Raw genomic sequence first — 22,377 nt, forward strand, 5'->3', positions numbered from 1 at the left:
GCGTCGGGCGCGGAGGGTGCCCCCGCTCCGACGGACGCTTCCGTGGCTGCGCCCCCCGACAGGGCGCCGGCCGCCACCGGGCAGGTGTCCCTCCCGACAGGGGCGGCACCGGTCCAGCCCTCCTCCGAGCAGGGCTCCGCCGCGCCGGCTGAAGCCACGACGCAGTCGGCCGAGCAGGGCGCCGCCGCGCCGGCTGAAGCCGCGACGCGCACCGCCGCTGAGCAGGGCGCCGTCGCTCCAGACGCGACCCCGGCCGGAGCCCCGCCCGCGGCGGCGGGTGACGCCTCCGGCGAGGCTGCGGGAGCGCCGCTGTCCGACCCCGCGCCCGGGCTTCCGGGTGACGCGCCGACGCAAGCCTCGACCGAGGCGCCTCCCGCGTCGCCGGACCCGACGCCCGAGCCCGGGCAGCGCAAGTTCGAGAGCGTGGTGGTGGGGACGTCGGAGACGCGCACCAGCGGCTCGGTGCATGTCCTCAAGCCGTCCCAGCTGGAGCGCTTCAAGCGCGATGACCCGAGCATGGTCCTGATGACGGTGCCCGGCGTCTACGCGCGCGGCGAGGACGGCTTCGGGCTGCGGCCGAACGTGGGCCTGCGCGGCGTCAACCCGGACCGCAGCAAGAAGGTGACGCTGCTGGAGGACGGCGTGCTCTTCGGCCCGGCGCCCTACAGCGCGCCCGCGGCCTACTTCTTCCCGCTCGTCACGCGCATGCAGTCGGTGCGCGTGCTCAAGGGCCCCTCGGCCATCCAGCAGGGGCCGCAGACGGTGGCGGGCTCCGTGGAGTTCATCACCCGCGACATCCCCGCCTCGGAGTCCGCGTGGCTGGACATCGCCGGCGGCGGCTACCTGTACGGCAAGGCGCACGGCGTCTTCGGCGCGAGCACCGAGCGCGCGGGCTTCCTCCTGGAGGGCCTGCACCTGCGCAGCAACGGCTTCAAGGAACTGGACGGCGGCGGCACCACGGGCTTTCGCCGCAACGAGTGGATGGCCAAGGGCCGCTACTGGCTGGTGCCCGACGGCGAGGTGCGCCAGAGCCTGAACCTCAAGCTGGGCTACTCCGACGAGGTCTCCAACGAGACCTACCTGGGCCTGTCCGACGAGGACTTCCGCGCCAACCCGCTGCGCCGCTATGCCTCCAGCGCGCTGGACCGGATGGAGTGGCACCGCACGCAGGTGGCCGTCAGCCACGTGCTGGAGGCGGGCTCGCTGGCCATCACCACGACGGCCTACCGCCACGACCTCACGCGCGCCTGGCGGAAGATCAACCGCCTGGGCGGCGCCGCCATCGCCACCGTGCTCGCGGACCCGACCAGCGCGCGCAACTCCATCTACTACGGCGTGCTCACCGGTCAGCTCGACAGCTCGTCCTCGCAGGAGCTGCTCTTCATCGGCCCCAATGACCGGACCTTCGTGTCCCAGGGGGTCCAGAGCGTCGCGCGGTGGACCACCACCACGGGTCCGCTGAGCCACAACCTGGAGTTCGGCGCCCGCTTCCACTTCGACAGCATCGACCGGCTGCACACCGAGGACGCGTTCCGCATGGCCGGCGGCGAGCTGGTCGCCACCCACACCGCCACGTCCACCACCGCGAACAACAAGGACGCCACGCACGCGCTCGCGCTCCACGTGACGGACGCCATCGCCTGGGGCCCGCTCGTGCTCACGCCCGGCGTGCGCCTGGAGGTCATCCGCTCCCGCTCGTACGACCGGCTCACCGGCGAGGACACGAACGGAGCGCTCGAGGTGCTGATGCCAGGCATGGGCGCGTTCGGCGCGCTGACGCCGAACCTGGGCCTCTTCGCCGGCGCGTACCGGGGCTTCTCACCGCCGGCGCCCGGCCAGCCGGACTCGGTGGGCGCGGAGCGGAGCATCAACTACGAGACGGGCGCGCGGTGGACCCGCCGCGGCGAGCGCCTCGAGGTGCTGGGCTTCTTCAACGACTACTCGAACCTCACCGCCATCTGCACCTTCTCCAGCGGCTGCGTGGACGACGACCTGGACCGCCAGACGGACGCGGGCCGCGCCCACATCTACGGCCTGGAGGTCTTCGCGGAGAAGGTCTTCCGTCCCGGCGGCGGCCTGACGTTCCCCGTCACCGCGTCGTACACCTTCACGCGCACGGAGCTGCTCGAGGACTTCCAGTCCGCCGACCCGCAGTTCGGCAACGTGAAGGCCGGCGACGAGCTGCCGTACGTCCCCCGGCACCAGCTCTCCGCGTCCGTCGGCGTCGAGGGCCGGCTGGGCGGCGTGGCCGTGAGCGCCCTCTACATCGACACGATGCGAGAGAAGGCGGGGCAGGGCGAGGCCCCTCCCGGGGAGCTGACGGACTCGCTGCTGACGTTCGACGTCAACGCGAACTGGAACTTCTCGCGCTGGGGGCAGCTCTACCTGAGCGCGCGCAACATCCTCGACACGGTGGAGATCGCCTCCCGCCGGCCGTACGGCGCGCGCCCCAACGCGCCGCGCACCGTCATCCTGGGCTTCAAGCTCACCCACTGAGGCCCGCTCGGGCCCCGCCCCGGGCCGTGACTCCCGGGGCGGCGTGGGCCTAGAGGTAGAAGCGGTCCGTCACCCCGGCGGTGCGCTGGAGGATGGCGCTCCAGCCCAGCCAGAGCGGGATGCGGCTGTCGCCGGTGAGCGCCTCGCCGCCCAGCGCCCCGAGCGAGCCGGTGCAGCCCGCGAGCGTGCACAGCCCTGAATCCGTCAGGTGCTCCAGCAGCGCGCGCAGCGTGGGCATGCCCCGGGACTCGAAGCGGTCCGCCACGTCCTCGCGGCCCGCGAAGTCCGGCTCGTCCAGCGCGTCCTTCAGGAAGCGCTCGAGCGCCCACCAGAAGAGGTAGATCTCCGCGCGCCGTCCCGCCGCCGTCGCCGCCGCCGCGATGGACAGGCCCTGGTGCACGCGGTCGTAGTCTCCACTGTGAAGGAAGACGACCACCTTGGGCGACGCGGGGACGCTCATGCGGGCCTCATACTGTCCCGCAGTGGATTTCGTCCATTGGCATGCCCTCTTGGACCGCTCGGCCCTTTGGCTTGCACCCCTCCCCCGGCGCTTGCTAGGTAACTCGGGCCTTCCGCACACCTCCGCCTTGTCGGGCACCCGGGACGGACCCACACCAAATGGTCGAGGACATCACAGCGCGGCGCAAGGACGCTCACCTCGACCTGTGTGCGACGGGTGACGTGGAGCCCGGTCAGAACAGCACCCTGCTGGACCTGGTCCACCTGGTCCACTGCGCCATGCCGGAGATGTCCGTGGAGGACGTGGACCTGTCCACGCCGTTCCTGGGCAAGCGGCTGCGCCACCCGCTGCTCGTCACGGGCATGACCGGCGGCACCGAGCGCGCGGGGGTGGTCAATCGCGACCTGGCCCTGGTGGCCGAGCGCCACGGCCTGGCCTTCGGCGTGGGGAGCCAGCGCGCCATGTCGGAGGACGCGACGCGGGCGGCCTCGTTCCAGGTGCGGCAGGTGGCGCCCACGGTGGCGCTCCTGGGCAACATCGGCCTGTACCAGGCGGTGCGGCTGGGCGTGGACGGCGTGCGGCGGCTGATGGACGGCATCGGCGCGGACGGAATCGCGCTGCACCTCAACGCCGGGCAGGAGCTGACCCAGCCCGAGGGCGACCGGGACTTCCGCGGCGGCTACGCGGTGGTGGAGTCGCTGGTGAACGCCCTGGGCGAGCGGCTGCTGGTCAAGGAGACCGGGTGCGGCATCGGCCCGGAGGTGGCGCGGCGCCTGGTGGAGTTGGGTGTGCGCAACATCGACGTGTCCGGGCTGGGAGGCACGTCGTGGGTCCGGGTGGAACAACTTCGGGCCACGGGCGTACAAGCCCAGGTGGGCGCGGAATTCAGCGCGTGGGGCATCCCCACGGCGGCGGCGGTGGCCACCGTCCGCGGGGCCGTGGGCCCGGACGTGCGGCTGGTGGGGAGCGGAGGCATCCGCACGGGGTTGGAGGTGGCGAAGGTGCTGGCGCTGGGGGCGGACGTGGCGGGCATGGCCCTGCCGTTGTTCCGGGCGCATCATGCGGGCGGGGTGGCGGCGGCCGAGCAGGCGCTGGAGGTCATCCTGACGGGGCTTCGTCAGGCGCTCGTGCTCACCGGAAGCAGAAGCTGCGCTGAGCTGAGGCGGCGGCCGCGGGTGGTGACCGGTGTATTGAAGGATTGGATGGCGGCGCTGTAGTGGGGACCGCCAACGCAGGAAGAGGGAAGACTCATCATGTCTGAGACGGTGACGTCCCGGCTATCCGGGTTCCACAAGCTGCCGATGGACGAGCGCCTCGCGACGCTCGCCCGCATGTTCCGGCTGTCGCCCGGGGACCTGGAGCAGCTCCGTGGGACCGAGGCGCTCCAGCCGGTGCTGGCCAATCAGATGATCGAGAACGCGGTGGGGACCTTCTCCCTGCCGCTGGGCCTGGGGCTCAACCTCCAGGTGAACGGGCGCGACTACCTGGTGCCCATGGCGGTGGAGGAGCCGTCCGTCGTGGCGGCCGTGTCCTTCGCCTCGAAGATCGTCCGCGAGAACGGTGGCTTCAGCGCCGAGGCGGACGAGTCGATGATGATCGGCCAGATCCAGGTGACGCGCTTCGGCGACCCGACGGAGGCGGCCGAGAAGATTCTGGCGCACAAGGAGCAGCTGCTGGCGCTGGCCAACAGCTTCCACCCGGCCATGGTGGCGCGCGGCGGCGGCGCCCGGGACGTGGAGGTGCGCATCCTCCCGGCTCCGGAGGGCCCCAGGGGCGAGCCGCTGCTCGTGGTGCACATCCTCATCGACACGCAGGAGGCGATGGGGGCCAACCTCATCAACACCGTGGCGGAGGGCGTGGCGCCGCTCGTCGAGCAGATCACCGGCGGCAAGGTGTACCTGCGCATCCTCTCCAACCTGGCGGACCGGCGGCTGGCGCGCGCCACGTGCCGCATCCCGCTGGCGGCGCTGGCGGACTTCGAGATGCCGGGGGAGATCATCGCCGAGGGCATCGCCCAGGCCAGCCGCTTCGCGGAGGCGGACCCGTACCGCGCGGCCACGCACAACAAGGGCGTGATGAACGGCATCGACGCGGTGGCCATCGCCACGGGCCAGGACTGGCGCGCCATCGAAGCCGGCGCGCACGCCTTCGCCTGCCGCAACGGGCAGTACCGTCCGTTGTCCACCTGGTACCTGGAGGAGGGGCACCTGGTGGGCCGCATCGAGCTGCCCATGGCGCTGGGCATGGTGGGCGGCCCCATCAAGGTGCACCCCGGCGTGCAGATGGCGCTCAAGCTCTTGCGCGCCTCGGGCGTGCGCGAGCTGTCCATGGTGTTCGCGGCGGTGGGGCTGGCGCAGAACTTCGCGGCGCTCCGGGCGCTGGGCAGCATCGGCATCCAGAAGGGCCACATGGCGCTCCATGCGCGCTGCGTGGCGGTGACGGCCGGCGCGCGCGGCGACTGGGTGGAGAAGCTGGCGGACCTGTTGGTGAAGGCGGGCCACGTGAAGGTGGAGAAGGCCCGGGAGATTCTCGCCAGCCTGTCCGCCGAGGACGCCAAGGCCGCCACCACCGGTACCACCGTCTAGCGCGCCCGTGGCCACCTCGCCCCCACTGTCCACGTTCGGCGCCGGCAAGGTCATCCTGCTGGGCGAGCACAGCGTGGTGTACGGCCACCCCGCGCTCGCGGGGCCGCTGTCGCAGGGGGTGAAGGCGCGGGGCGTGCCGGCCCGGAAGTGTCAGCTGACGCTTCCCGCCACGATGAGCCGCGCCCAGCGCGCCCAGCTCACCGGCGCCTTCCTGCGCGCGGCGAGGCTGGTGGGCGAGCCTCCCGTGAAGGTGTCGTTGGACCCGGAGCTGCCCCTGTCGGCGGGGCTCGGCAGCTCCGCAGCGGTGTCCGTCGCCTGCGCGCGCATGTTGCTCTGTGCCGCGGGCCGGGAGCCCACGCCCAAGGAGGCCGGACGCCTGGCGTGGGAGATGGAGCAGGAGTTCCACGGCACGCCCTCGGGCGTGGACCACACCACCAGCGCCCATGAGCAGCTGCTCTTGTACCGCCGCGCGCCGGGCTCCTCCGACGTGGGGCGCGGCAAGGTGGTGGACAGTCCGCGTCCCTTGCGCGTGGTGGTGGCGCTGGCCGGTGAGCGCAGCCCCACGAAGAAGACCGTCGGGGCGCTGCGCGAGCGGCAGGCGCGCTGGCCCGAGCGCTACCAGCGCCTCTTCGCGCAGATGGGGAAGCTGGCGTCGGAGGGCGCGCGGGCGGTGGAGGCCGGTGACCTGGAGGGCCTGGGCGACGCGATGAACGTCAACCAGGGCCTCTTGGCGGCGCTGGGCCTGTCCTCGCCGGCATTGGAAGAGATGGTGTACCGACTGCGGGGCCTGGGAGCGCTGGGCGCCAAGCTCACCGGAGCCGGTGGGGACGGCGGGGCCGTGGTCGGTCTGTTCCTCGAACCCGAGCCCGCGGTGGACCAGCTCACCCGGCTCGGCGTGCGCTGCTTCAGCAGCCAGCTCGCGGGTCCGCGAGCGACCTAGGTGTCCGCATGAAAGCCACTGTCCTGGCGCATCCCAACATCGCCCTGGTGAAGTACTGGGGGAAGCGGGACGACGCCCTCATCCTGCCGCACCAGTCCAGCCTGTCGCTGACGCTCTCCCCGCTGTCGGTGACGACGACGGTGGAGTTCGGCGTCCCCACGGACGCGGTGGAGCTCAACGGCCACGTCGCCAAGGGCAGCGAGCGCGAGCGGGTGCTGCGCCTGTTGGAGTCCGTGCGCGCGCAGGCCGGCGACAAGTCCCTGGGCCCGGCGAAGGTCGTCTCGCGTGGCGACTTCCCCATGGCGGCGGGCCTGGCCAGCAGCGCGGCGGGCTTCGCGGCGCTGGCGGTGGCGGGGCGCGCGGCGGCGGGCCTGCCGCGGGACACGAAGGCGGAGAGCATCCTGGCCCGGCTGGGCAGCGGCTCGGCGTGCCGCAGCGTGCAGGGCGGCTTCTGCGAGTGGCAGCGCGGTGAGCGCCCGGACGGCGACGACAGCTTCGCGGTGCAGCGCTTCGACGCGGCGCACTGGCCGGAGCTGCGCATGGTGGTGGCCATCCTGGACCGCGGCGAGAAGGACGTGAAGTCGCGCGACGGGATGAAGCAGGCGGTGGAGACCAGCCCCTACTACGCGGCCTGGGTGAAGGACGCGGAGGCGGAGGTGCCCCGCGCGCGCGAGTACATCGCCCGTCGGGACTTGCAGGCGCTGGGCGAGATGTGTGAGCGCAACGCCTGGCGGATGCATTCCACGTCGCTCGCGGCCGACCCGCCGCTCTGCTACCTGAACGCGGCCACGGTGGGGCTCATCCACCACCTGCGTGAGCACCGCAAGAAGGGCGTGCCCGTCTGGTTCACGCTGGACGCGGGCCCCAACCCGGTGCTGCTGACGGACGCGGCGAACGAGGTGGCGGCGGAGGCGCTGGCCCGCGCGTGCGGCGCGCTGGACGTGATTCGCTGCGTGCCCGGTGGTGACGCGACACTGAAGTCGGAGCACCTCTTCTGATGGAGCGCGCGCTCTCGGCTCCGGGCAAGCTGTTCGTCTCCGGCGAGTACGCGGTGCTGTGGGGTGGGGTGGCGCGGCTGGTGGCGGTGGCGCCCCGCACGCACGCCTACGTGCGGCGGCGCGAGGACGCGCGCGTGCACGTCTGCCTGGAGGAGGGGACGCTCGCCGGGAGCATGACGCCGCGCGGGGTCCGCTGGGAGCGCGACGTGCCGGCGGGCTTCTCCTTCGTGGCGCGCACGCTGGACGAGGCGCTGCGCGCGCACGGCCGGGCGAGCCAGGGCTTCGACTTCGCGGTGGCGCCGTCCGCGGTGGGGCCCAACGGCCAGAAGCTGGGCATGGGCGGCAGCGCCTGCGCCACGGTGCTGGCGTCGGAGGGCGCGCGCTGGGTGCTGGACGAGCGCTACGACGCGCTGAAGCTGGCGCTGCTGGCGCACACGCAGGGGCAGGGCGGCAAGGGCAGCGGCGGGGACGTGGCGACGAGCTTCGCGGGTGGCGTGCTGCGCTACCGGCGCTACGACGTGGCGGCGCTGGTGGAGGCGAGCAACCACGGCCGACTGAGCGCGGCCATGACGGAGTCCGCGTCCGTCGACGTCTGGCGGCTGCCTCCGCCCCGGGTGCCCATGGCGTATGCCTTCACGGGCGAGAGCGCCTCCACGCGGGTGCTCATCGGCCAGGTGGAGGCGCGGCTGGAGGAGCGGGGCCGTCAGGCCTTCGTCGCGCGCTCGGACTCGGTGGGGCAGGCGGTGGAGGACGGGCTCGCCGGCTGGGACTTCCGGGCGTTCTCCGAGGCGGTGAAGGCCCAGCACGCGCTGCTGCTGGAGCTGGGCCCGCTGGAGACCGAGGGCATGCGCCGCGTGCTGTCGCTGGCGGCGGCCTACGGTGGTGTCGGGAAGCTGTCTGGCGCGGGCGGAGGGGATGGCTGCATCCTCTTCGCGCCGGACGTGGCGGCCCGCGCCGAGCTGTGTGAGGGCCTGGAGGCGCGCGGCTTCCACACGCTGCTGCTGGAGCCGGAGCCCGGCGTCCGCGGCGAGGCGCACCTGGACGCGCGCCTGCGGGCCTGGGTGGACGCGCTCGTCTGAAGCGGGGCCCCGGTGGGCCCCTCAGGCATCAGCCGACCGAGAGGCGCGGCCCCTCGTCGAGGAGCTCCTGGGCGGGCTCGTTGCTCGCGCGCGCGCGCCGGGCGTTGGGGCGCCGGGCCACCACGGGGGCGTTGCCGCCGAGCCAGTCCCACTTCTCTCCGTCCCACAGCTGCTCCCGCCAGCCCAGCTGGGTGGCGGCCTCGCGCGCCTTCTCGCCGTGGGCGATGAGCGCCCAGCCCGCGCGCGACTGCTTGCACTCACCGCTCTTGAACTTCAGCAGCCGGTGCTGGCCCTGGGCCTCGTCACGGTCCGCGTCCCACAGCGCCTGCTGCTTGCCGCCCGTCCCCTCGTAGTCGACGCCGTTCCACTCACACCAGGCGATGACGTCCTTGAGCCGGACCAGCTTCGCGCTCCGCGACAAGGAGAGTTCCGTCACGGCCGCCACGAGGAGGCCAGGGGAGATGACACGCATGGAAGAAGCCCCGTTGCAGGTCAGCGATTGCAGCCAACCTACAGCGGGGGTGGTGTCGGAAGGTCCATGACGACTCCATGCCTTTGTCATGGTTCTGTCATGCCTCACGCGGAGCTTGACTCGCAGCGTTGAAGACAGCGCGCGGCGTCATGGCGAGCAAGCGTCAGAACATGTGGCCGAAGGTGATGTAGACGCGCTGGCGTCCCGTCTCGGTGGAGCGCGCGTAGTCCATGCGGACCACGGCGGCGCGGCGCATGAGGCGCAGGCCTCCGCCGATGCCCGGGTGCCACTCGTGCCACTTGCCGTCGGGCACGCCCGGGTGCCACACGCGGCCCAGGTCCAGGAACATCACCGCGCCCACCTTCATGCTCTTGCCGAACACCTGGAGGTTGGCGGCGTGGTAGCGCAGCTCCGTGTTGCTGAAGGCCTTCACGTTGCCGGAGAAGCGGTTGCGCTCGATGCCGCGCACGCTGCTCATCCCGCCGATGCCCTCCGACACGTTGACGCCGCCGGTGTTGCTCCACTCGAAGAACGGCACCTCGCCGAAGAGCATGTCCAACGTCAGCCGCTGCGCCAGCGTCAGCCGTGACGACAGCTTGAGGTAGCGCCGCTCGCTCAAGGTGATGCCCGCGTACTGGTACCGGCTGCCGGTGGCCATGCCGGAGACGCGCAGGGCGATCTCCTCCACGCCGCCCTCCAGCGGGTCCGTCTCGTCGTCGCGCGTGTCCCACAGCGCGCCCACGAGCAGCTGCCCCGTCATGCCGCCCTCGATGCCCAGCGGACGCTGCTGGTGGAGCATCGATTCGTCGTACGTGTCCACGCTGGTGTAGCGCAGCGCATAGCCCACGTAGGACTGGAGCGGATGGGTGGGACCGAAGGGCCGCCCCCGCAGCCGGAACCAGCCGCCCGGCGCGCCCTTGTCGAAGGTGTAGCGCTCGTTGTCCAGGTCGCCCCGGAAGTCGGGCGCCGAGAGGTTGCCCGCGCCGAAGAAGGGGCTCTTCAGCTCGCGCCTGTACTCCAGGCCGGCCTCCAGGCGCAGCGGGCCAATGAGCCGGGGCCCGTCGTAGCGTACGTAGTGGCTCTGCACGCCGCGGCTGCTGAAGAGCACCTGCGCGCCGATGCCGTGCGCGTACGGCGTCTTGCCGGGGCCGTACAGGTAGATGCCGCCGACGGCGCCGTAGCTGATGCCGTGGTCCGAGCTGAACGTCATCATCGGCAGGGCGATGATGTCCGAGCCGGAGTCCGCCTTCGTTTGCGGCAGCCCGGGCGCTGGACGGGAAGGCGACTTCACCGGAGCGGCGCCGAGCACGACGAGGAGGACAGCGGGAAGGAGCATGGGGACCGTGGTGACGTCTCTCTGAGTCGGAACCATCCCGACAGAAGGACGGCGCTACCTGCCCGCCTGCTTTCCAGGAGGGCTGCCTTCGACTGAAGGCGGCCGTCCCCCCGAGTGCTCATTCTGGCGGGTGAGGGAGGGGAGGCGTCAACGTGAGTGGTGTGATTACTCCGGCGTCCTGGATGTGGGCCCATGGGCTCGCGCGGCGGATTGGAACGAAAGTTCCGCCCGCAGCGGCGCATCGGCGCAGGAATCTGCTGCTCATCCACCTCGACGGCGTACCCAAGGCCCTGCTGGACGAGGCGATTGTCGCCGGCAAGCTCCCGTTCGTCTCACGACTCATCCGCTCCGGCACGTTTCAATTGGATGACGCCTTCTGGGGCGCGCCCACCTCCACGCCGTACTTCCAGGCGGGGCTCCTGTACGGCCTGCGGAATTCGAACCTGCCCGCATATTCCTGGTTCGACAGGGAGCTGGGACGACAGGTGCGGATGAGCACGCCCACGGACGCACACGTCATCGACGAGCGCCTGCGAGGCCAGGGGCGCGAGAGCCTGTTGGATGGAGGCGGCCACGGCTACTTCTCGCTGTTCCGCGCGGGCGCCCGGAACGCGCTCAGCATGAGCACGCTGGCGAGCTTCAAGCAGATGTCGCGCGCGTTCTCGTACGAGATGATGGGCCTGTCGGCGGGGCGCACGCGCGGCCTCTGGGACTTCCTCGGCGCGTTCGGCATGGACACGTGGCGCTCGGCGCGCGAGGTGGCCCGCTGGGCCCACGCGCTGCACGACTGGCGGCACGAGCAGTCCTTCCTCGTCAGCCGCGTGTTGTTGCAGCGGCTGGGTTGGAGCTTCGCGTACACCAAGGCGCTGGTGGACATGGTGCGCGGCGTGCCCGCCATCTACCTGGTGTTCGGAAACTACGACGAGGTGGCCCATCGTCGGGGACCTCGCTCGGAGCTGGCGCTGGCGGAGCTGCACCGCGTGGACGGGTACCTCGAGGACCTGTACGCGATGTCCCAATCGGTGGAGCGCCCCTACGACGTCGTCATCCTGTCGGACCACGGCCACGTGGACAGCATGCCGTTGGAGCAGCGCCAGGGACGACGACTGGAGTCGCTGCTCCTCGAGGGCTCCCCCGGCGAGCTGGCCGAGGACGTGGTGCGCGGACTGCGCGACGGACGTCCGCTTCAGGACTCGGTGCCGAGCGCGCCCTTCGAGCCCGTCATCGTCGAGTGCGGCAACTTCGCGCACGTCTATCTCTCCGGTGCGCGAGAGCCGCTGGAGGCTCGCGCGCTGCTCGCGCGACATCCGGAGGTGCTGGCACGCGCCACGCGCAGCGAGGACATCGGCATCATCGCGCTGAGACGAGGTCACTCCGCGGTGGCGGTGATTCGCGGCGGCGTGTACGGCCCGGACGAGGTGGAGCGCGCGCCGCTGTCACCCGAGTTCAGCCGCCGCGCGGTGGCGGACTTCCTGCGAGGGTTGCCGGCGATGACGACGGCGGGAGACCTGGTCGTCTTCGGAGAGGCGGTGCGCCGGGGCGGCACGGTGGGCTTCGCGTGGGAGTTCGGCTCGCACGGCGGGCTGACGCGCACGGAGGCCAACAGCCTGGTGTGCTGGCCCACGAACGCGCCGGTGGACCTGTCCGGACTGGGGCACTGCGCCCAACTGCATGACCGGCTCGCGGAGGTCTATGTGCGGCAGGCGCCTCGCTTGAGGTGGGTGCAATGAAGGCCCCTGGGCGTCGCACGAAGGCCGTGTGGCCCAGGCCGTCCGCGCGGGGCCTGAGCCTGCCCAAGGTGCTGCTCGGCGTGGTGGGGCTGGTGCTGTCCGTCGTCCTGCTCTCCACGGCCTTCTTCCACTGGAACCCGAAGGGCCCAGGCCCCCTGCTGCAGCCGCGCTTCCCGCTGGACGACTTCCTGAGGGACCTGCCCGGTCACCTGGTGTGGCTGGTCCCCTTCGTCATGCTGCAGGGCTCCATCATCCCGCTGCGCGCGGTGCAGTGGCAGAGCACCCTGCGCAAGCGCGTGCCCTTCCGCGAGCGCTACCACCTGGTGGCCATCGGCGCCTTCGTCCACAACGCGCTGCCGGGGAAGCTGGGCGACATCCTCCGCTCGTTCCTGCTGTCGCGCACCGAGCGCATCCCGTTCCTGCGCTGCCTGGGCACCGTCGCCGTCGGCAAGCTGATGGAGTTCGCCGCGCTGATGATGCTGGTGACGCTGTCGCTGCTGGGGCCCTTCGGCTCCACCCTCACGCGCTTCCAGGGGCAGCTGAAGGTGGCGGTGTCCCTGTGCGTGGGGCTCGTCGCGCTCGTGGTGCTGCTGGCCCACTGGTCGCTCCCGCTGGCGAACGCGATGCACCGGCGCCACCGCTTCCCGCGGCTGGAGGGCTTCCTCCACCACGTCAGCGACGGGCTGGGCTCCGCGCGCTCCTTCATCGGCATGGGCAAGGTGCTCTTCTACTCGGTGGGCCCGGTGCTCGCGTCGGCGCTGGCCTACGGGCTGGCGCTCCACGGCATCGGCATCTCCGGGGGTCTCTTCGCGGGCGCGGTGGTGCTGGGCGCCATCTCCCTGGGGCAGGCGCTGCCGGGCGTGCCCGCGGGCATGGGCATCTACTACTTCGTCACCAGCTGGGCGGCCCGCAGCCTGGGCGCCACCCCCGAGGACGCGGCCGCGTTCGCCACGCTCACCCACCTGGGCACGGTGTTCAGCCAGGCCGGCGTGGGCGCCGTCTCCGTCTACATCCGGAAGATTCGAATCCGCGACCTGAGGAAGGGCGGCAGCCTGGCGCGCGAGGCCGCGCAGCACGTGGCGCATGAAGCGGTGGAGCCGGCGCCACAGTGAGCCGGGCGCGAAGCGCGGACCCCTGAAAAGCGAAAAGGGGCCCCGGTTTGAAACCGGGACCCCTTATCGACTTTGTGCCCAGGAGAGGACTCGAACCTCCATGCCCTTGCAGGCGCTAGACCCTGAATCTAGTGTGTCTACCAATTCCACCACCTGGGCAGGTGGCTTCACCGCCTCGGCGCCGTGGCGTCGCTGCGATGGGGCGGACATATAGGTGTCCTGCCCCGGCTCGTCAAGAACTACGTAACAACCTCACTTCTTCAGCGGCCATTTCCCCTCGGCCTCCAGGGCCCGGCGGATGACCGGGTTCTCGTCCATGAAGGCCGTGAGGGACTCCTCGGTGATTTCGACCACCACGTCCTCCTGGCTGACCTCCGTCTGGCAGCTCAACCGGGAGTACGGACGCACGTCGAACCCCATGTCCAACCGGTCCGCCTCCGCGTCCGATTGCTCGCTGAGCGAGTCCAGGCCCTTGCGGACCCAGATGTGACAGGTGGAGCAGCCGCAGACCCCGCCACAGCTGTGGCCCACCTGGGCCCCCGACTGTTCGGCGGCGTCCAGGAGGATGGTCCCGGGGGGGACGTCCACGCTGACCTCGGCCAGCGGGCTCTTGAAGGTGACCTTGGGCACGTCAGTACTCCTCCACCGAGTGGCCAGCGACAACCTGGGTGATGGCCTTGTTCATCACCCGCTCGATGAAGGGCCGGGACGTCTCGTCCAGGGCGTGCACGGCCTCCTTGAGCTTCAGGTAGTCGTTGCCCTGGGCCGCCTCTCGCACGCGGGCGATGGCCGCGTCGATGGTGGCCTTCTCCCCGTCCTGGAGCAGCGAGGCGTGCTCGCCCAGCTGACGGTCCGCCTCAGCCAGCACGCGCTCGGCGTCCACGCGCTGCTCGCGCAGCTGCCGGGCCTGGATGTCATCCTCGGCGTACTCGATGGAGTCGAGCAGCATCCGCTCGATTTCATCCTCGGTGAGGCCGTGGCTGGGCTTGACGGTGATGGACTGGGTGGCGCCGGTGCTCTGCTCCTTCGCGGAGACGGAGAGGATGCCGTCGGCGTCCACCTGGAAGCGCACCTCCACGCGCGCCATGCCGGCGGCGAGCGGGGGGATGCCGGAGAGCGTGAAGCGCGCGAGGCTGCGGTTGTCCTCCACCAGCTCCCGCTCGCCCTGCACCACGTGCACGTCCAGGCCCGTCTGCGCGTCCTTGAACGTGGTGAACACCTGCGCCGCCGCAGTGGGGATGGTGGAGTTGCGCTGGATGAGCTTCTCGGTGATGCCGCCCATCGTCTCGAGCCCGAGCGACAGCGGAATCACGTCCAAGAGCAGCACCTCGTCCTGCCGGTCCGCGTTGGTGAGCAGGTCCGCCTGCACCGCGGCGCCCAGCGCCACCACCTGGTCCGGGTCGATGTCGCCCAGCGGCTCGCGGCCGAACATCTCCGCCACGAAGCGGCGCACCGCCGGCACTCGCGTGGAGCCGCCCACCAGGATGACGCCGTCCAACTCGCCCGCCGCCACGCCCGCGTCCTTCAGGGCCCGGCGGCACACGATGCCCGTCTTCGCCACCAGCGGCTGAATCCAGGCGTCGAAGTCCGCGCGCTTCACCGCGTGCGTCCGGCCATCCACCGTGACGGTGGCCTCGGCAGCGTCGGTGAGGGCCTCCTTGGCCTTGCGCGAGGACGCGAGCGCCTCGGCGACCAGGGCAGGGGAGGGCGCGGTGATTCCGAGCGCCTCGAACACCTTCGTGGCAATCGCCCGGTCGAAGTCGTCGCCGCCCAGGGCCGAGTCGCCGCCGGTGGACTTCACCTCGAAGACGCCGTCCACCAGCTTGAGGATGGAGATGTCGAAGGTGCCGCCGCCCAGGTCGTAGACGGCGAACGTGCCCTGGCTGCCCTTGTCCAGGCCGTACGCGAGCGCGGCGGCGGTGGGCTCGTTGAGCAGGCGCAGCACCTCCAGGCCCGCGAGCCGCCCCGCGTCCTTGGTGGCCTGGCGCTGGGCGTCGTCGAAGTACGCCGGCACGGTGATGACGGCCTGCTCCACCTTGCTGGAGAACTGCGCCTCGGCGCGGCGCTTCAGCGCACGCAGGATTTCGCCGGAGACCTCAATCGGCGTCACCGGGTTGCCGCCCGACACATCGAAGCGGACCACCTTGGCGCCGGGGACGAACTTGTAGTGGCCCAGCTTGCGCGTCTCGGCGTCCTCGGGGCCTCGGCCCATGAAGCGCTTCACCGACGCGATGGTGTCCGTGGGGTGCGAGGCCGCGAGCGCGCGAGCCCGGACGCCCACCACCACGCCGCCGTCCTGGCCGTAGTGCACCACGGAGGGCAAGAGCAGCGAGTCGCCCTCGTCCACCGGGACGCAGCGGGGCTTGCCCTGCGTCACCGCCGCCACCAGCGAGTGGGTGGTGCCCAGGTCGATGCCCACCGCCTGGCCCTTGGGCTTGAGCGGATCATGGATCTGCAGGTAGCCGTTCTTGCTCACGACAGACTCTCCTCCTCGAACGCTTCCACCTGCTCGAGAAAGCGCGTGAAGTAGCGCACCCGACCCAGGGCATGCGATGCCTTTCTCACCGGAGACTGTGAGTCACCCTCGCCCTCCAGGGCGCGCAGGGCACCGGCCGCCTCGTCGAGCGCCGCCTTGCGCCGCCCCTCCACCTGGGTGCCCATGGCCTGCACCCGCGCCAGGTCCTTCTTCTCCATGGCGGTGTCGAGCGCCTCGCGCAGCTCCATGACCTCCTCGAGGAACTCCAGGGGCATGTCCTTCTGCGCGCCCGCGTCCTCGCGGTCCAGGTCCACGCCGTGGAGCTTGAGCAGGTAGAAGGCGCGGCGCACCGGGTCCTTGAGCGCCTTGAAGGCCTCGTTGAGGGCGGTGGTGCCCTCCAGGGCCTTGAGGCGCTCGCGCGCGTCGGCCTGGGCCACGCGGTCCGGATGCAGCTGGAGCGACAGCTCGCGGTACTGCTTCTCCAGCGCCGGCACGTCCACGTCATAGGCGCGCGGCAGCCCGAAGACGTCGAAGTGGGTCCTCACTCGGTGTGCTCCATGGGGGCAGGGGGCGGATAAACGAAAGGGGCCCGGCGGCTGGCCGGACCCCGCGTGACTGGAGGTCCCCCGCGCGAGGCGAGGGACGAGGGCTGTCCCCACGTCAGACGGAGAAGCTCTCTCCGCAGCCGCACGCGGCCTTGATGTTGGGGTTGTTGAGCTTGAAGCCGGAGGCCATGAGCGTCTGCTCGAAGACCAGCTCCGTGCCGATGAGGTACAGGTAGCTCTTCGGGTCCACGAAGACGCGCACGCCGTCCTTCTCGAAGATCTTGTCGCGCTCGCGGGCCTTCTCGGACCACTCCATGGAGTACTGGAGGCCCGAGCACCCGCCGCCCTTCACGGCCAGCCGCAGGCCGGCCTCGGGCGTCTGGCGCTGCTCCAGGAGCTCCTTGAGCCGCGCCACGGCGCTGTCCGCCACGACGATGCCCTTGGGGGCGGCCTTGGCCACGGGCGCCGCGTTGGCCACCGGGCCGGGCGTCATCTGCTGGGTCGCCTGTTCGCTCATGGGTTCACCTCCTGGAGTCATGTGGAGAGCACCGTGCTCCCAGGACTCAAGATGCCTGGGCCTTGCGCGCGGCGCGCTTCTTCTTGAAGTCCTCGATGGCCGCCTTGATGGCGTCCTCGGCGAGGACCGAGCAGTGGATCTTCACCGGCGGCAGCGCCAGCTCCCGGGCCACGTCCTTGTTGGAGATGGTCATCGCCTGGTCCACCGTCTTGCCCTTCACCCACTCGGTGACGAGCGACGAGGACGCGATGGCGGAGCCACAGCCGAAGGTCTTGAACCGCGCGTCCTCGATGAGGCCGTCGTCCGAGATCTTCAGCTGCAGGCGCATCACGTCGCCGCACGCGGGCGCGCCGACCAGACCCGTGCCGACGTTCGGGTCTTCCTTGTCCATCGTCCCGACGTTGCGGGGGTTCTCGTAGTGGTCGATGACCTTGTCGCTGTAAGCCATGCCAACTCCTTCAACCGATGCTTCGCACCAAAGGTTCCGGCGAGCAATGCCCACCGTCCGGGGAGCCATGCGCCCCGCTGATTGCTCGGGAAGGCGCGCTAATGCGCCGTCCACTCGATGCTCTTGAGGTCGATGCCTTCCTTGGCCATCTCGTACAGCGGGCTCATGTCGCGCAGCTTGCGCACCTTGTCCACGACGAGCTGGACGACGTAGTCGACCTCCTCCTCCGTGGTGAAGCGCCCCAGGCCGAAGCGGATGGAGCTGTGCGCCAGCTCCTCATCCACGCCCAGCGCGCGCAGCACATACGAGGGCTCCAGCGAGGCGGACGTGCACGCGGAGCCGGACGACACCGCCACGTCCTTGATGCCCATCATCAGGGACTCGCCCTCGGCGTGGGCGAAGGAGATGTTGAGGTTGCCCGGCAGGCGGTGCTCCAGCGAGCCGTTGATGATGGTCATGTCCAGCGCGTCCGTGAGGCCCTTGCGCAGCTTCTCGCGCAGCCGGAGGATCCGCGCGGACTCCTCGGCCAGCTCCTCGCGCGCCAGCTGCGCCGCGTGGCCGAAGCCGACGATGGCCGACACGTTGAGCGTGCCCGAGCGCATGCCGCGCTCATGGCCGCCGCCGTCGATGATGGGGGCGATGCGCACGCGCGGCTTGCGGCGCACGTACAGCGCGCCGATGCCCTTGGGGCCGTACATCTTGTGCGAGGTGATGGAGGCCAGGTCCACCTTCATGGCCTCGACATCGAAGGGCACCTTGCCGATGCCCTGCACCGCGTCGCAGTGGAAGAGGATGCCCTTCTTGCGGCACAGCGCGCCAATCTCCGCGATGGGCTGCACCACGCCAATCTCGTTGTTGGCGAACATGATGGAGACCAGCACCGTGCGAGGCGTCATCGCCTCCTCGAGCTTCTCCAGGTTGACCCGGCCGTCCTGCTCCACGTCCAGGTACGTCACGCGCGCGCCGCCGGTGGGCAGGTCCGCCCACTTCTTGTACGTCGCGTCGTTCTCCAAATCATGCTTCGCGGAGAGCTCCGTCACCTCCTCGGGCGACACGTCGCGCTCGGCGAGCTGCGACAGGCGCAAGAGCTTGAGCTCGTCCAGGCGCTCCTGGCGCACGCGCTCCAGGCGCTTGCAGGTGTCCAGGATGGCCTTGTGCTCGGTCTTCAGGGTGATGATGTGGTCACCCTTCGACTTGTAGTACTCGATGACCCCCTTGATGGCCAGGTTGTCGGACTCGGTGGCGCCGGAGGTGAAGACGATCTCCTGCTCCGTCGCGCCGATGAGCTCCGCCACCTGCTGTCGGGCCTTCTTCACCGCCGCCTCGGCCTTCCAGCCGAACACGTGGTTGCGGCTGGACGCGTTGCCGAAGTCCTCGCGCAGATAGGGGAGCATCACGTCCAGCACGCGCGGGTCCAGCGGCGTGGTGGCGTGGTTGTCCATGTAGATCGGCAGCTTCACCATTGCGTCCCACACCTTCCTGAAGGGGCTTGCGACTGCCCCCGCACCCCGGCGCCACCCAGGGGGCGCGCTGCGGCGGGCATACACCGTCTCACATGAATGTGGACCGGACTGGTCAATTATAAAATCGGGTGCCCTCGGGTCAAGCGAACATAAGGCGTACGGGAGACCCGCCGGGACTGGCCGGAAGGAGGGGCTGTCGGCGTTGGAACGGCTGCGCCGGGGTGGATCAACCCGGGTGGGCCGCCCTGGCGCGGGGTGGTCCGGAATGGGGCGAGGCGGGGGCCTCATCGGGCGCAAGCGGCTGATTTCCCGAGGGGCGTGGGGCTGGCCGGGGGGCTGCAACCGGGGCGCGTCGCCAGGAGGCAGGCATGAGCGCGAACGCGAAGCGGGTGAAGGAGTCGTCGGAGTCGACAGAGCAGGGCCGTGCACAGCTCGTCCGGATGGAGGGGGGCGGTGGGGGGATGGATAAGAACCGTTACTCGGACGGCTGGCGTGCGGGGAAGCCCGCGGAGGACCCGGAGAAGATGAAGCGCTGGGGCCTCATCACCGCCCGGCCGAGCGAGTTCCTGGTCCACATGCGCCGCGGCCGCGTGCGCGACATCAGCGGCCAGGGGGCCAGCTGCTTCAAGCTGCCGGGTGACTCGGTGGCGATCGTCCCCACCAGCATCCAGCGGCTGCAGTTCACCGCGGACCAGGTGACGAGCGAGAAGGTGGGCGTGCAGGTGACGGGCCTGGCGGTGTACCGCATCGCGGATCCGCTGGTGGCCTTCCGCATGCTGAACTTCTCCTTCCCGGAGCGGGCGCAGGAGAAGCTGGCGGAGCTCTTGCGCGAGATGTTCGTGGGCGCCGCGCGCAGGCTGGTGGCGAACCTCTCCGTGGAGGAGTGCCTGTCCCGGCGCAAGGAGGGCATCGCCGCGGAGCTGATGCGCGAAATCGCGCCGGTGCTGTCGGGGCAGGGGCGCCTGGCGGACTCGACGGACGCGGGTTGGGGCGTGCTGCTGGACACGATTGAGATCCAGGACGTGCGCGTCCTGTCGTCCACCGTCTTCGAGAACATGCAGGCGCGCTTCCGCCGCGAGCAGGAGCGCCAGGCCCGCGAGGCGGAGCTGGCCAAGGAGCGCTTCGTCCACCGCGAGGAGACGGAGGCCGAGCGGCAGCTGAGCCTCCAGAAGCTCGAGGCCGAGGACGAGGTGCGCCAGCGCCGGCAGACCGCGGACGAGCAGTCGCGGCTGGAGACGCTGGCCGTCGAGGCGCGCGTGGCCGAGGCGAAGCTCGCCCAGGAGCGCACGCTCAAGCAGGAGCAGGCCACGGTGGAGCGCGAGGTGGCGCTCACCAAGCTCGCCGCCGAGCAGGACGTGCGTCAGAAGAAGCAGGTGGCCGACGAGCAGGCCAAGCTGGAGGCGCTCACCGCCGAGGCGCGGCTGGCCGAGGCGAAGATCGTCTCCGAGCGGCAGCTGGCGACGAGCCGCGCGCAGGTGGAGATGGAGAAGCTGTCGCGCGAGCAGGAGCTGGAGGGGGCCCGCGCGCGCATCGCCCTGGAGAAGCTCAAGCGCGAGCAGGACGCGGACGTGGGCCGCGCGAAGCTGGAGCTGGAGAAGCAGAAGCTGTTGCAGGAGGCCGAGGCCGCCCAGGCGCGCTTCGAGCTGGTGCGGCTGCAGCGCGAGCAGGAGACCGAGAGCGCCAAGGCGACCATCGAGCTGGAGCGGCTGCGCCGTGAGCAGGAGCAGCAGAACGCGCTGGCGCAGATGGAGCTGGAGCGGCTGCGCCGGGAGCAGGAGCAGGCGGCGGCCCGGCACGAGGGTCAGCTGGCCGAGCAGCTCCAGGAGGTCGAGAAGCTCAAGGCGCAGCTGCAGGTGGTGCAGTCGCGGCGCGGCATCGCGGAGGCGGAAGTGGCCATCGCGGAGCTGGAGGTGCGGCGGGAGAACGCGCGGCAGGAGCTGGAGCTGTCGCGGGCCCGGGCCCTGCGGGACATCGAGAACACCATCAGCCCGGAGGTCATCCAGATGACGCTGGCGCAGCAGCTCCCCCAGGTGGCGGCCGCGTTCCAGCAGAAGATGGGCGAGGTCCACGTCACGGCGGTGGATGGGGCGAACCCCTTTGGCTACATCGCCGCCGCGGTGGAGGGCGTCATGGGGCTGGCGCGGTCCGCGGGCCTGAAGGTGCCCGCCTCCTCGCTTGCCCCCACGGCGCAGTAGCCCCCGGGCCGGGGCCTGCGTATACAAAGCGGGCCCTTTTTGCTGGGGATGACGGAAGAGAGCGCGCATGGATGCCAAGAAGCTCGGGTTGATGGCCGTACTGGCCGGCGTGGCGGTGGTGGTGGTGCCGTGGCTGTTGCCCACCGGCCCCAGCACGGAGCTCGACGCGGCGCGTTTCCTGGAGTCCGGCAGCCTCTTCCTCGGCGCGGCCATCGTCTTCGGCGGCGGGTTGCTCACCGCGCTGACGCCCTGCGTCTACCCGCTCATCCCCATCACGGTCTCCGTCTTCGGGGCCCGCAAGGCGGAGAGCCGGGGCAAGGCGATGCTGCTCACCACGTCCTACATCGTGGGCATGGGCGTGGTGTTCAGCGGGCTGGGCATCCTGGCGGCGAAGACGGGCCAGGCGTTCGGCTCGATGTTGGGGCACCCCGCGGTGGTGACGGGGCTGGCGGTGTTCCTGCTGTTGCTCGCCTCGTCGATGTTCGGCGCGTTCGAGCTGGCGCTGCCGTCGGGGCTGCAGACGCGGCTGAACTCGGTGGGCGGCGCGGGGGTGGCGGGCGCGTTCCTGATGGGCAGCGTGTCGGGCTTCCTGGCGGCGCCGTGCACGGGGCCGGTGCTCACGGGGCTGCTCGCCTTCGTGGCGAAGACGGCGAACGTGACGCTCGGCGCGTCGCTGCTGTTCATCTACGCCTTGGGCATCGGCGTGCCGTTCTTCATCCTCGGGGTGTCCACGGTGCGGCTGCCCAAGAGCGGCGTGTGGATGGAGTGGGTGAAGAGCGTGCTGGGCATCATGCTCGTCGCGCTGGCGTTCAGCTACCTGAAGGACGCGTCGCCGTGGGCGCGCGACGTGGTGAAGGCGGCGGGCGCGGAGCTGGGGCGTCTGCCGGGCGCGGCGCTGGCGGGGGGGCTCGCGGTGGTGGGCGTGCTCCTGGGCGCGGTGCACCGCTCGTTCAAGGAAGGCGCGCGCGACTTCTCGTTCAAGGCGTTCGGTGTGGCGCTGGTGGTGGTGGCGCTGATGGTGCGCGGCGGCGCGCTGGACGCGGGCCCGGTGGGTGAGCTGTGGGTGCGCCTGGGCATGGCCGAGCGTCCGCGTGCGCCGACGTGGGCGTGGGACCACGTGATGCCCGCGAAGAAGGCGACCTTCTCCCGCGAGGCGTTCGACCAGGTGCTGGCCCAGGCGAAGGCCGAGGGGCGGCCGGTGCTCATCGACTTCTTCGCGGACTGGTGCGCGGCCTGCAAGGAGCTGGACCGCGAGACGTACCCGGCGCCGCAGGTCATCTCGCAGTCGTCCGAGGGGCAGTTCCTCACCATCAAGATCGACGCGACGAACAGCGACGACGCGCTCGACGCGCTGATGGAGCGCTTCGGCGTGGAGGGCCTGCCCACGGTGGCCTTCGTGTCGCAGACGGGCACGGAGCTCAAGCGCCCGCGCGTCACCGGCTTCCTGGAGCCCGTGCCGTTCGCCGAGCAGATGCGCAAGGCGCGCTGCACCGAGGGCGCCTCCTGCTGAGTCCGCTGTCCGCTT

At 71.0% G+C, this 22,377-nt stretch carries 19 protein-coding genes and 1 tRNA gene; 10 read left to right on the top strand and 10 right to left on the bottom strand.

Annotated features, from left to right (window positions below; genetic code table 11):
• The first annotated feature begins 42 nt into the window (after positions 1-42).
• Positions 43-2,496, top strand: a complete 2,454-nt coding sequence (locus tag K8625_RS24270) for a TonB-dependent receptor family protein (protein ID WP_370640303.1) — start codon at positions 43-45, stop codon at positions 2,494-2,496.
• Positions 2,497-2,545: 49 nt separating this feature from the next.
• Here the strand turns inward: K8625_RS24270 and K8625_RS24275 are convergent, their stop codons facing one another.
• Entirely contained in the window at positions 2,546-2,956 is a 411-nt protein-coding gene (locus K8625_RS24275; RefSeq protein WP_223784047.1) for a hypothetical protein, read from the bottom strand.
• 158 nt (positions 2,957-3,114) lie between these two features.
• Here K8625_RS24275 and fni point away from each other — a divergent pair, with 158 nt between their 5' ends.
• The 5 genes from fni to K8625_RS24300 are packed head-to-tail and all read left to right on the top strand — an operon-like array spanning position 3,115 to position 8,558.
• The gene (gene fni, locus K8625_RS24280; protein ID WP_223784048.1) at positions 3,115-4,173 is read left to right on the top strand and encodes a type 2 isopentenyl-diphosphate Delta-isomerase; all 1,059 of its coding nucleotides are present in this window, start codon (positions 3,115-3,117) and stop codon (positions 4,171-4,173) included.
• Between the two features lie 36 nt (positions 4,174-4,209).
• Positions 4,210-5,541 carry a hydroxymethylglutaryl-CoA reductase, degradative gene (locus tag K8625_RS24285; RefSeq protein WP_223745608.1) on the top strand — a complete coding sequence of 444 codons (1,332 nt, stop codon included), beginning with the start codon at positions 4,210-4,212 and terminating at the stop codon, positions 5,539-5,541.
• Positions 5,542-5,548: 7 nt separating this feature from the next.
• Positions 5,549-6,481: a mevalonate kinase gene (gene mvk, locus K8625_RS24290; protein ID WP_223784049.1), complete on the top strand. Its 933-nt coding sequence runs from the start codon at positions 5,549-5,551 to the stop codon at positions 6,479-6,481.
• Between the two features lie 8 nt (positions 6,482-6,489).
• Positions 6,490-7,479 carry a diphosphomevalonate decarboxylase gene (gene mvaD, locus K8625_RS24295; protein ID WP_141325180.1) on the top strand — a complete coding sequence of 330 codons (990 nt, stop codon included), beginning with the start codon at positions 6,490-6,492 and terminating at the stop codon, positions 7,477-7,479.
• Positions 7,479-8,558 (top strand): mevalonate kinase, encoded by a 1,080-nt coding sequence (locus tag K8625_RS24300; RefSeq protein WP_223784050.1) that lies wholly within the window; start codon positions 7,479-7,481, stop codon positions 8,556-8,558. Before mvaD ends, K8625_RS24300 begins: the two co-directional genes overlap by 1 nt.
• Positions 8,559-8,586: 28 nt before the next feature.
• Here the strand turns inward: K8625_RS24300 and K8625_RS24305 are convergent, their stop codons facing one another.
• Both K8625_RS24305 and K8625_RS24310 read right to left on the bottom strand, forming a co-directional pair.
• A complete protein-coding gene (locus K8625_RS24305; protein ID WP_223784051.1) occupies positions 8,587-8,994 on the bottom strand; it encodes a hypothetical protein in 408 nt (135 codons plus the stop codon).
• A gap of 199 nt (positions 8,995-9,193) precedes the next feature.
• Positions 9,194-10,366 (bottom strand): BamA/TamA family outer membrane protein, encoded by a 1,173-nt coding sequence (locus K8625_RS24310; protein WP_223745611.1) that lies wholly within the window; start codon positions 10,364-10,366, stop codon positions 9,194-9,196.
• 182 nt (positions 10,367-10,548) lie between these two features.
• Here K8625_RS24310 and K8625_RS24315 point away from each other — a divergent pair, with 182 nt between their 5' ends.
• Together K8625_RS24315 and K8625_RS24320 are read left to right on the top strand one after the other, a co-directional pair.
• Positions 10,549-12,096 (top strand): alkaline phosphatase family protein, encoded by a 1,548-nt coding sequence (locus tag K8625_RS24315; protein WP_223784135.1) that lies wholly within the window; start codon positions 10,549-10,551, stop codon positions 12,094-12,096.
• The gene (locus tag K8625_RS24320; RefSeq protein WP_223784052.1) at positions 12,093-13,208 is read left to right on the top strand and encodes a lysylphosphatidylglycerol synthase transmembrane domain-containing protein; all 1,116 of its coding nucleotides are present in this window, start codon (positions 12,093-12,095) and stop codon (positions 13,206-13,208) included. The genes K8625_RS24315 and K8625_RS24320 overlap by 4 nt, the downstream gene beginning before the upstream one ends.
• A gap of 75 nt (positions 13,209-13,283) precedes the next feature.
• On the opposite strand, the gene K8625_RS24325 is transcribed toward K8625_RS24320, so the two are convergent.
• The 7 genes from K8625_RS24325 to K8625_RS24355 form a co-directional block, all read right to left on the bottom strand.
• Positions 13,284-13,367 (bottom strand) — tRNA-Leu (locus tag K8625_RS24325).
• 93 nt (positions 13,368-13,460) lie between these two features.
• Positions 13,461-13,838, bottom strand: coding sequence for a 2Fe-2S iron-sulfur cluster-binding protein (locus K8625_RS24330; protein ID WP_046715064.1), 378 nt, complete (start codon positions 13,836-13,838; stop codon positions 13,461-13,463).
• Position 13,839: 1 nt separating this feature from the next.
• The gene (gene hscA, locus K8625_RS24335; RefSeq protein ID WP_223784053.1) at positions 13,840-15,684 is read right to left on the bottom strand and encodes a Fe-S protein assembly chaperone HscA; all 1,845 of its coding nucleotides are present in this window, start codon (positions 15,682-15,684) and stop codon (positions 13,840-13,842) included.
• Positions 15,681-16,229: a Fe-S protein assembly co-chaperone HscB gene (hscB, locus tag K8625_RS24340; protein WP_223745614.1), complete on the bottom strand. Its 549-nt coding sequence runs from the start codon at positions 16,227-16,229 to the stop codon at positions 15,681-15,683. Before hscB ends, hscA begins: the two co-directional genes overlap by 4 nt.
• A gap of 115 nt (positions 16,230-16,344) precedes the next feature.
• Entirely contained in the window at positions 16,345-16,746 is a 402-nt protein-coding gene (locus K8625_RS24345) for an iron-sulfur cluster assembly accessory protein (RefSeq protein ID WP_141325174.1), read from the bottom strand.
• A 46-nt stretch (positions 16,747-16,792) separates the two neighbouring features.
• Positions 16,793-17,194 carry a Fe-S cluster assembly scaffold IscU gene (iscU, locus tag K8625_RS24350; protein WP_015351027.1) on the bottom strand — a complete coding sequence of 134 codons (402 nt, stop codon included), beginning with the start codon at positions 17,192-17,194 and terminating at the stop codon, positions 16,793-16,795.
• 98 nt (positions 17,195-17,292) lie between these two features.
• The gene (locus K8625_RS24355; RefSeq protein ID WP_223784136.1) at positions 17,293-18,654 is read right to left on the bottom strand and encodes an IscS subfamily cysteine desulfurase; all 1,362 of its coding nucleotides are present in this window, start codon (positions 18,652-18,654) and stop codon (positions 17,293-17,295) included.
• Positions 18,655-19,025: 371 nt separating this feature from the next.
• Between K8625_RS24355 and K8625_RS24360 the strand changes: the two genes are divergently transcribed.
• Positions 19,026-20,852: an SPFH domain-containing protein gene (locus K8625_RS24360; RefSeq protein ID WP_223745615.1), complete on the top strand. Its 1,827-nt coding sequence runs from the start codon at positions 19,026-19,028 to the stop codon at positions 20,850-20,852.
• A gap of 67 nt (positions 20,853-20,919) precedes the next feature.
• Positions 20,920-22,362 (top strand): protein-disulfide reductase DsbD, encoded by a 1,443-nt coding sequence (locus K8625_RS24365; protein ID WP_223745616.1) that lies wholly within the window; start codon positions 20,920-20,922, stop codon positions 22,360-22,362.
• Positions 22,363-22,377 lie beyond the last annotated feature (15 nt).

This window comes from Myxococcus sp. AS-1-15 (assembly GCF_020037055.1).
Lineage (GTDB): Bacteria > Myxococcota > Myxococcia > Myxococcales > Myxococcaceae > Myxococcus > Myxococcus fulvus.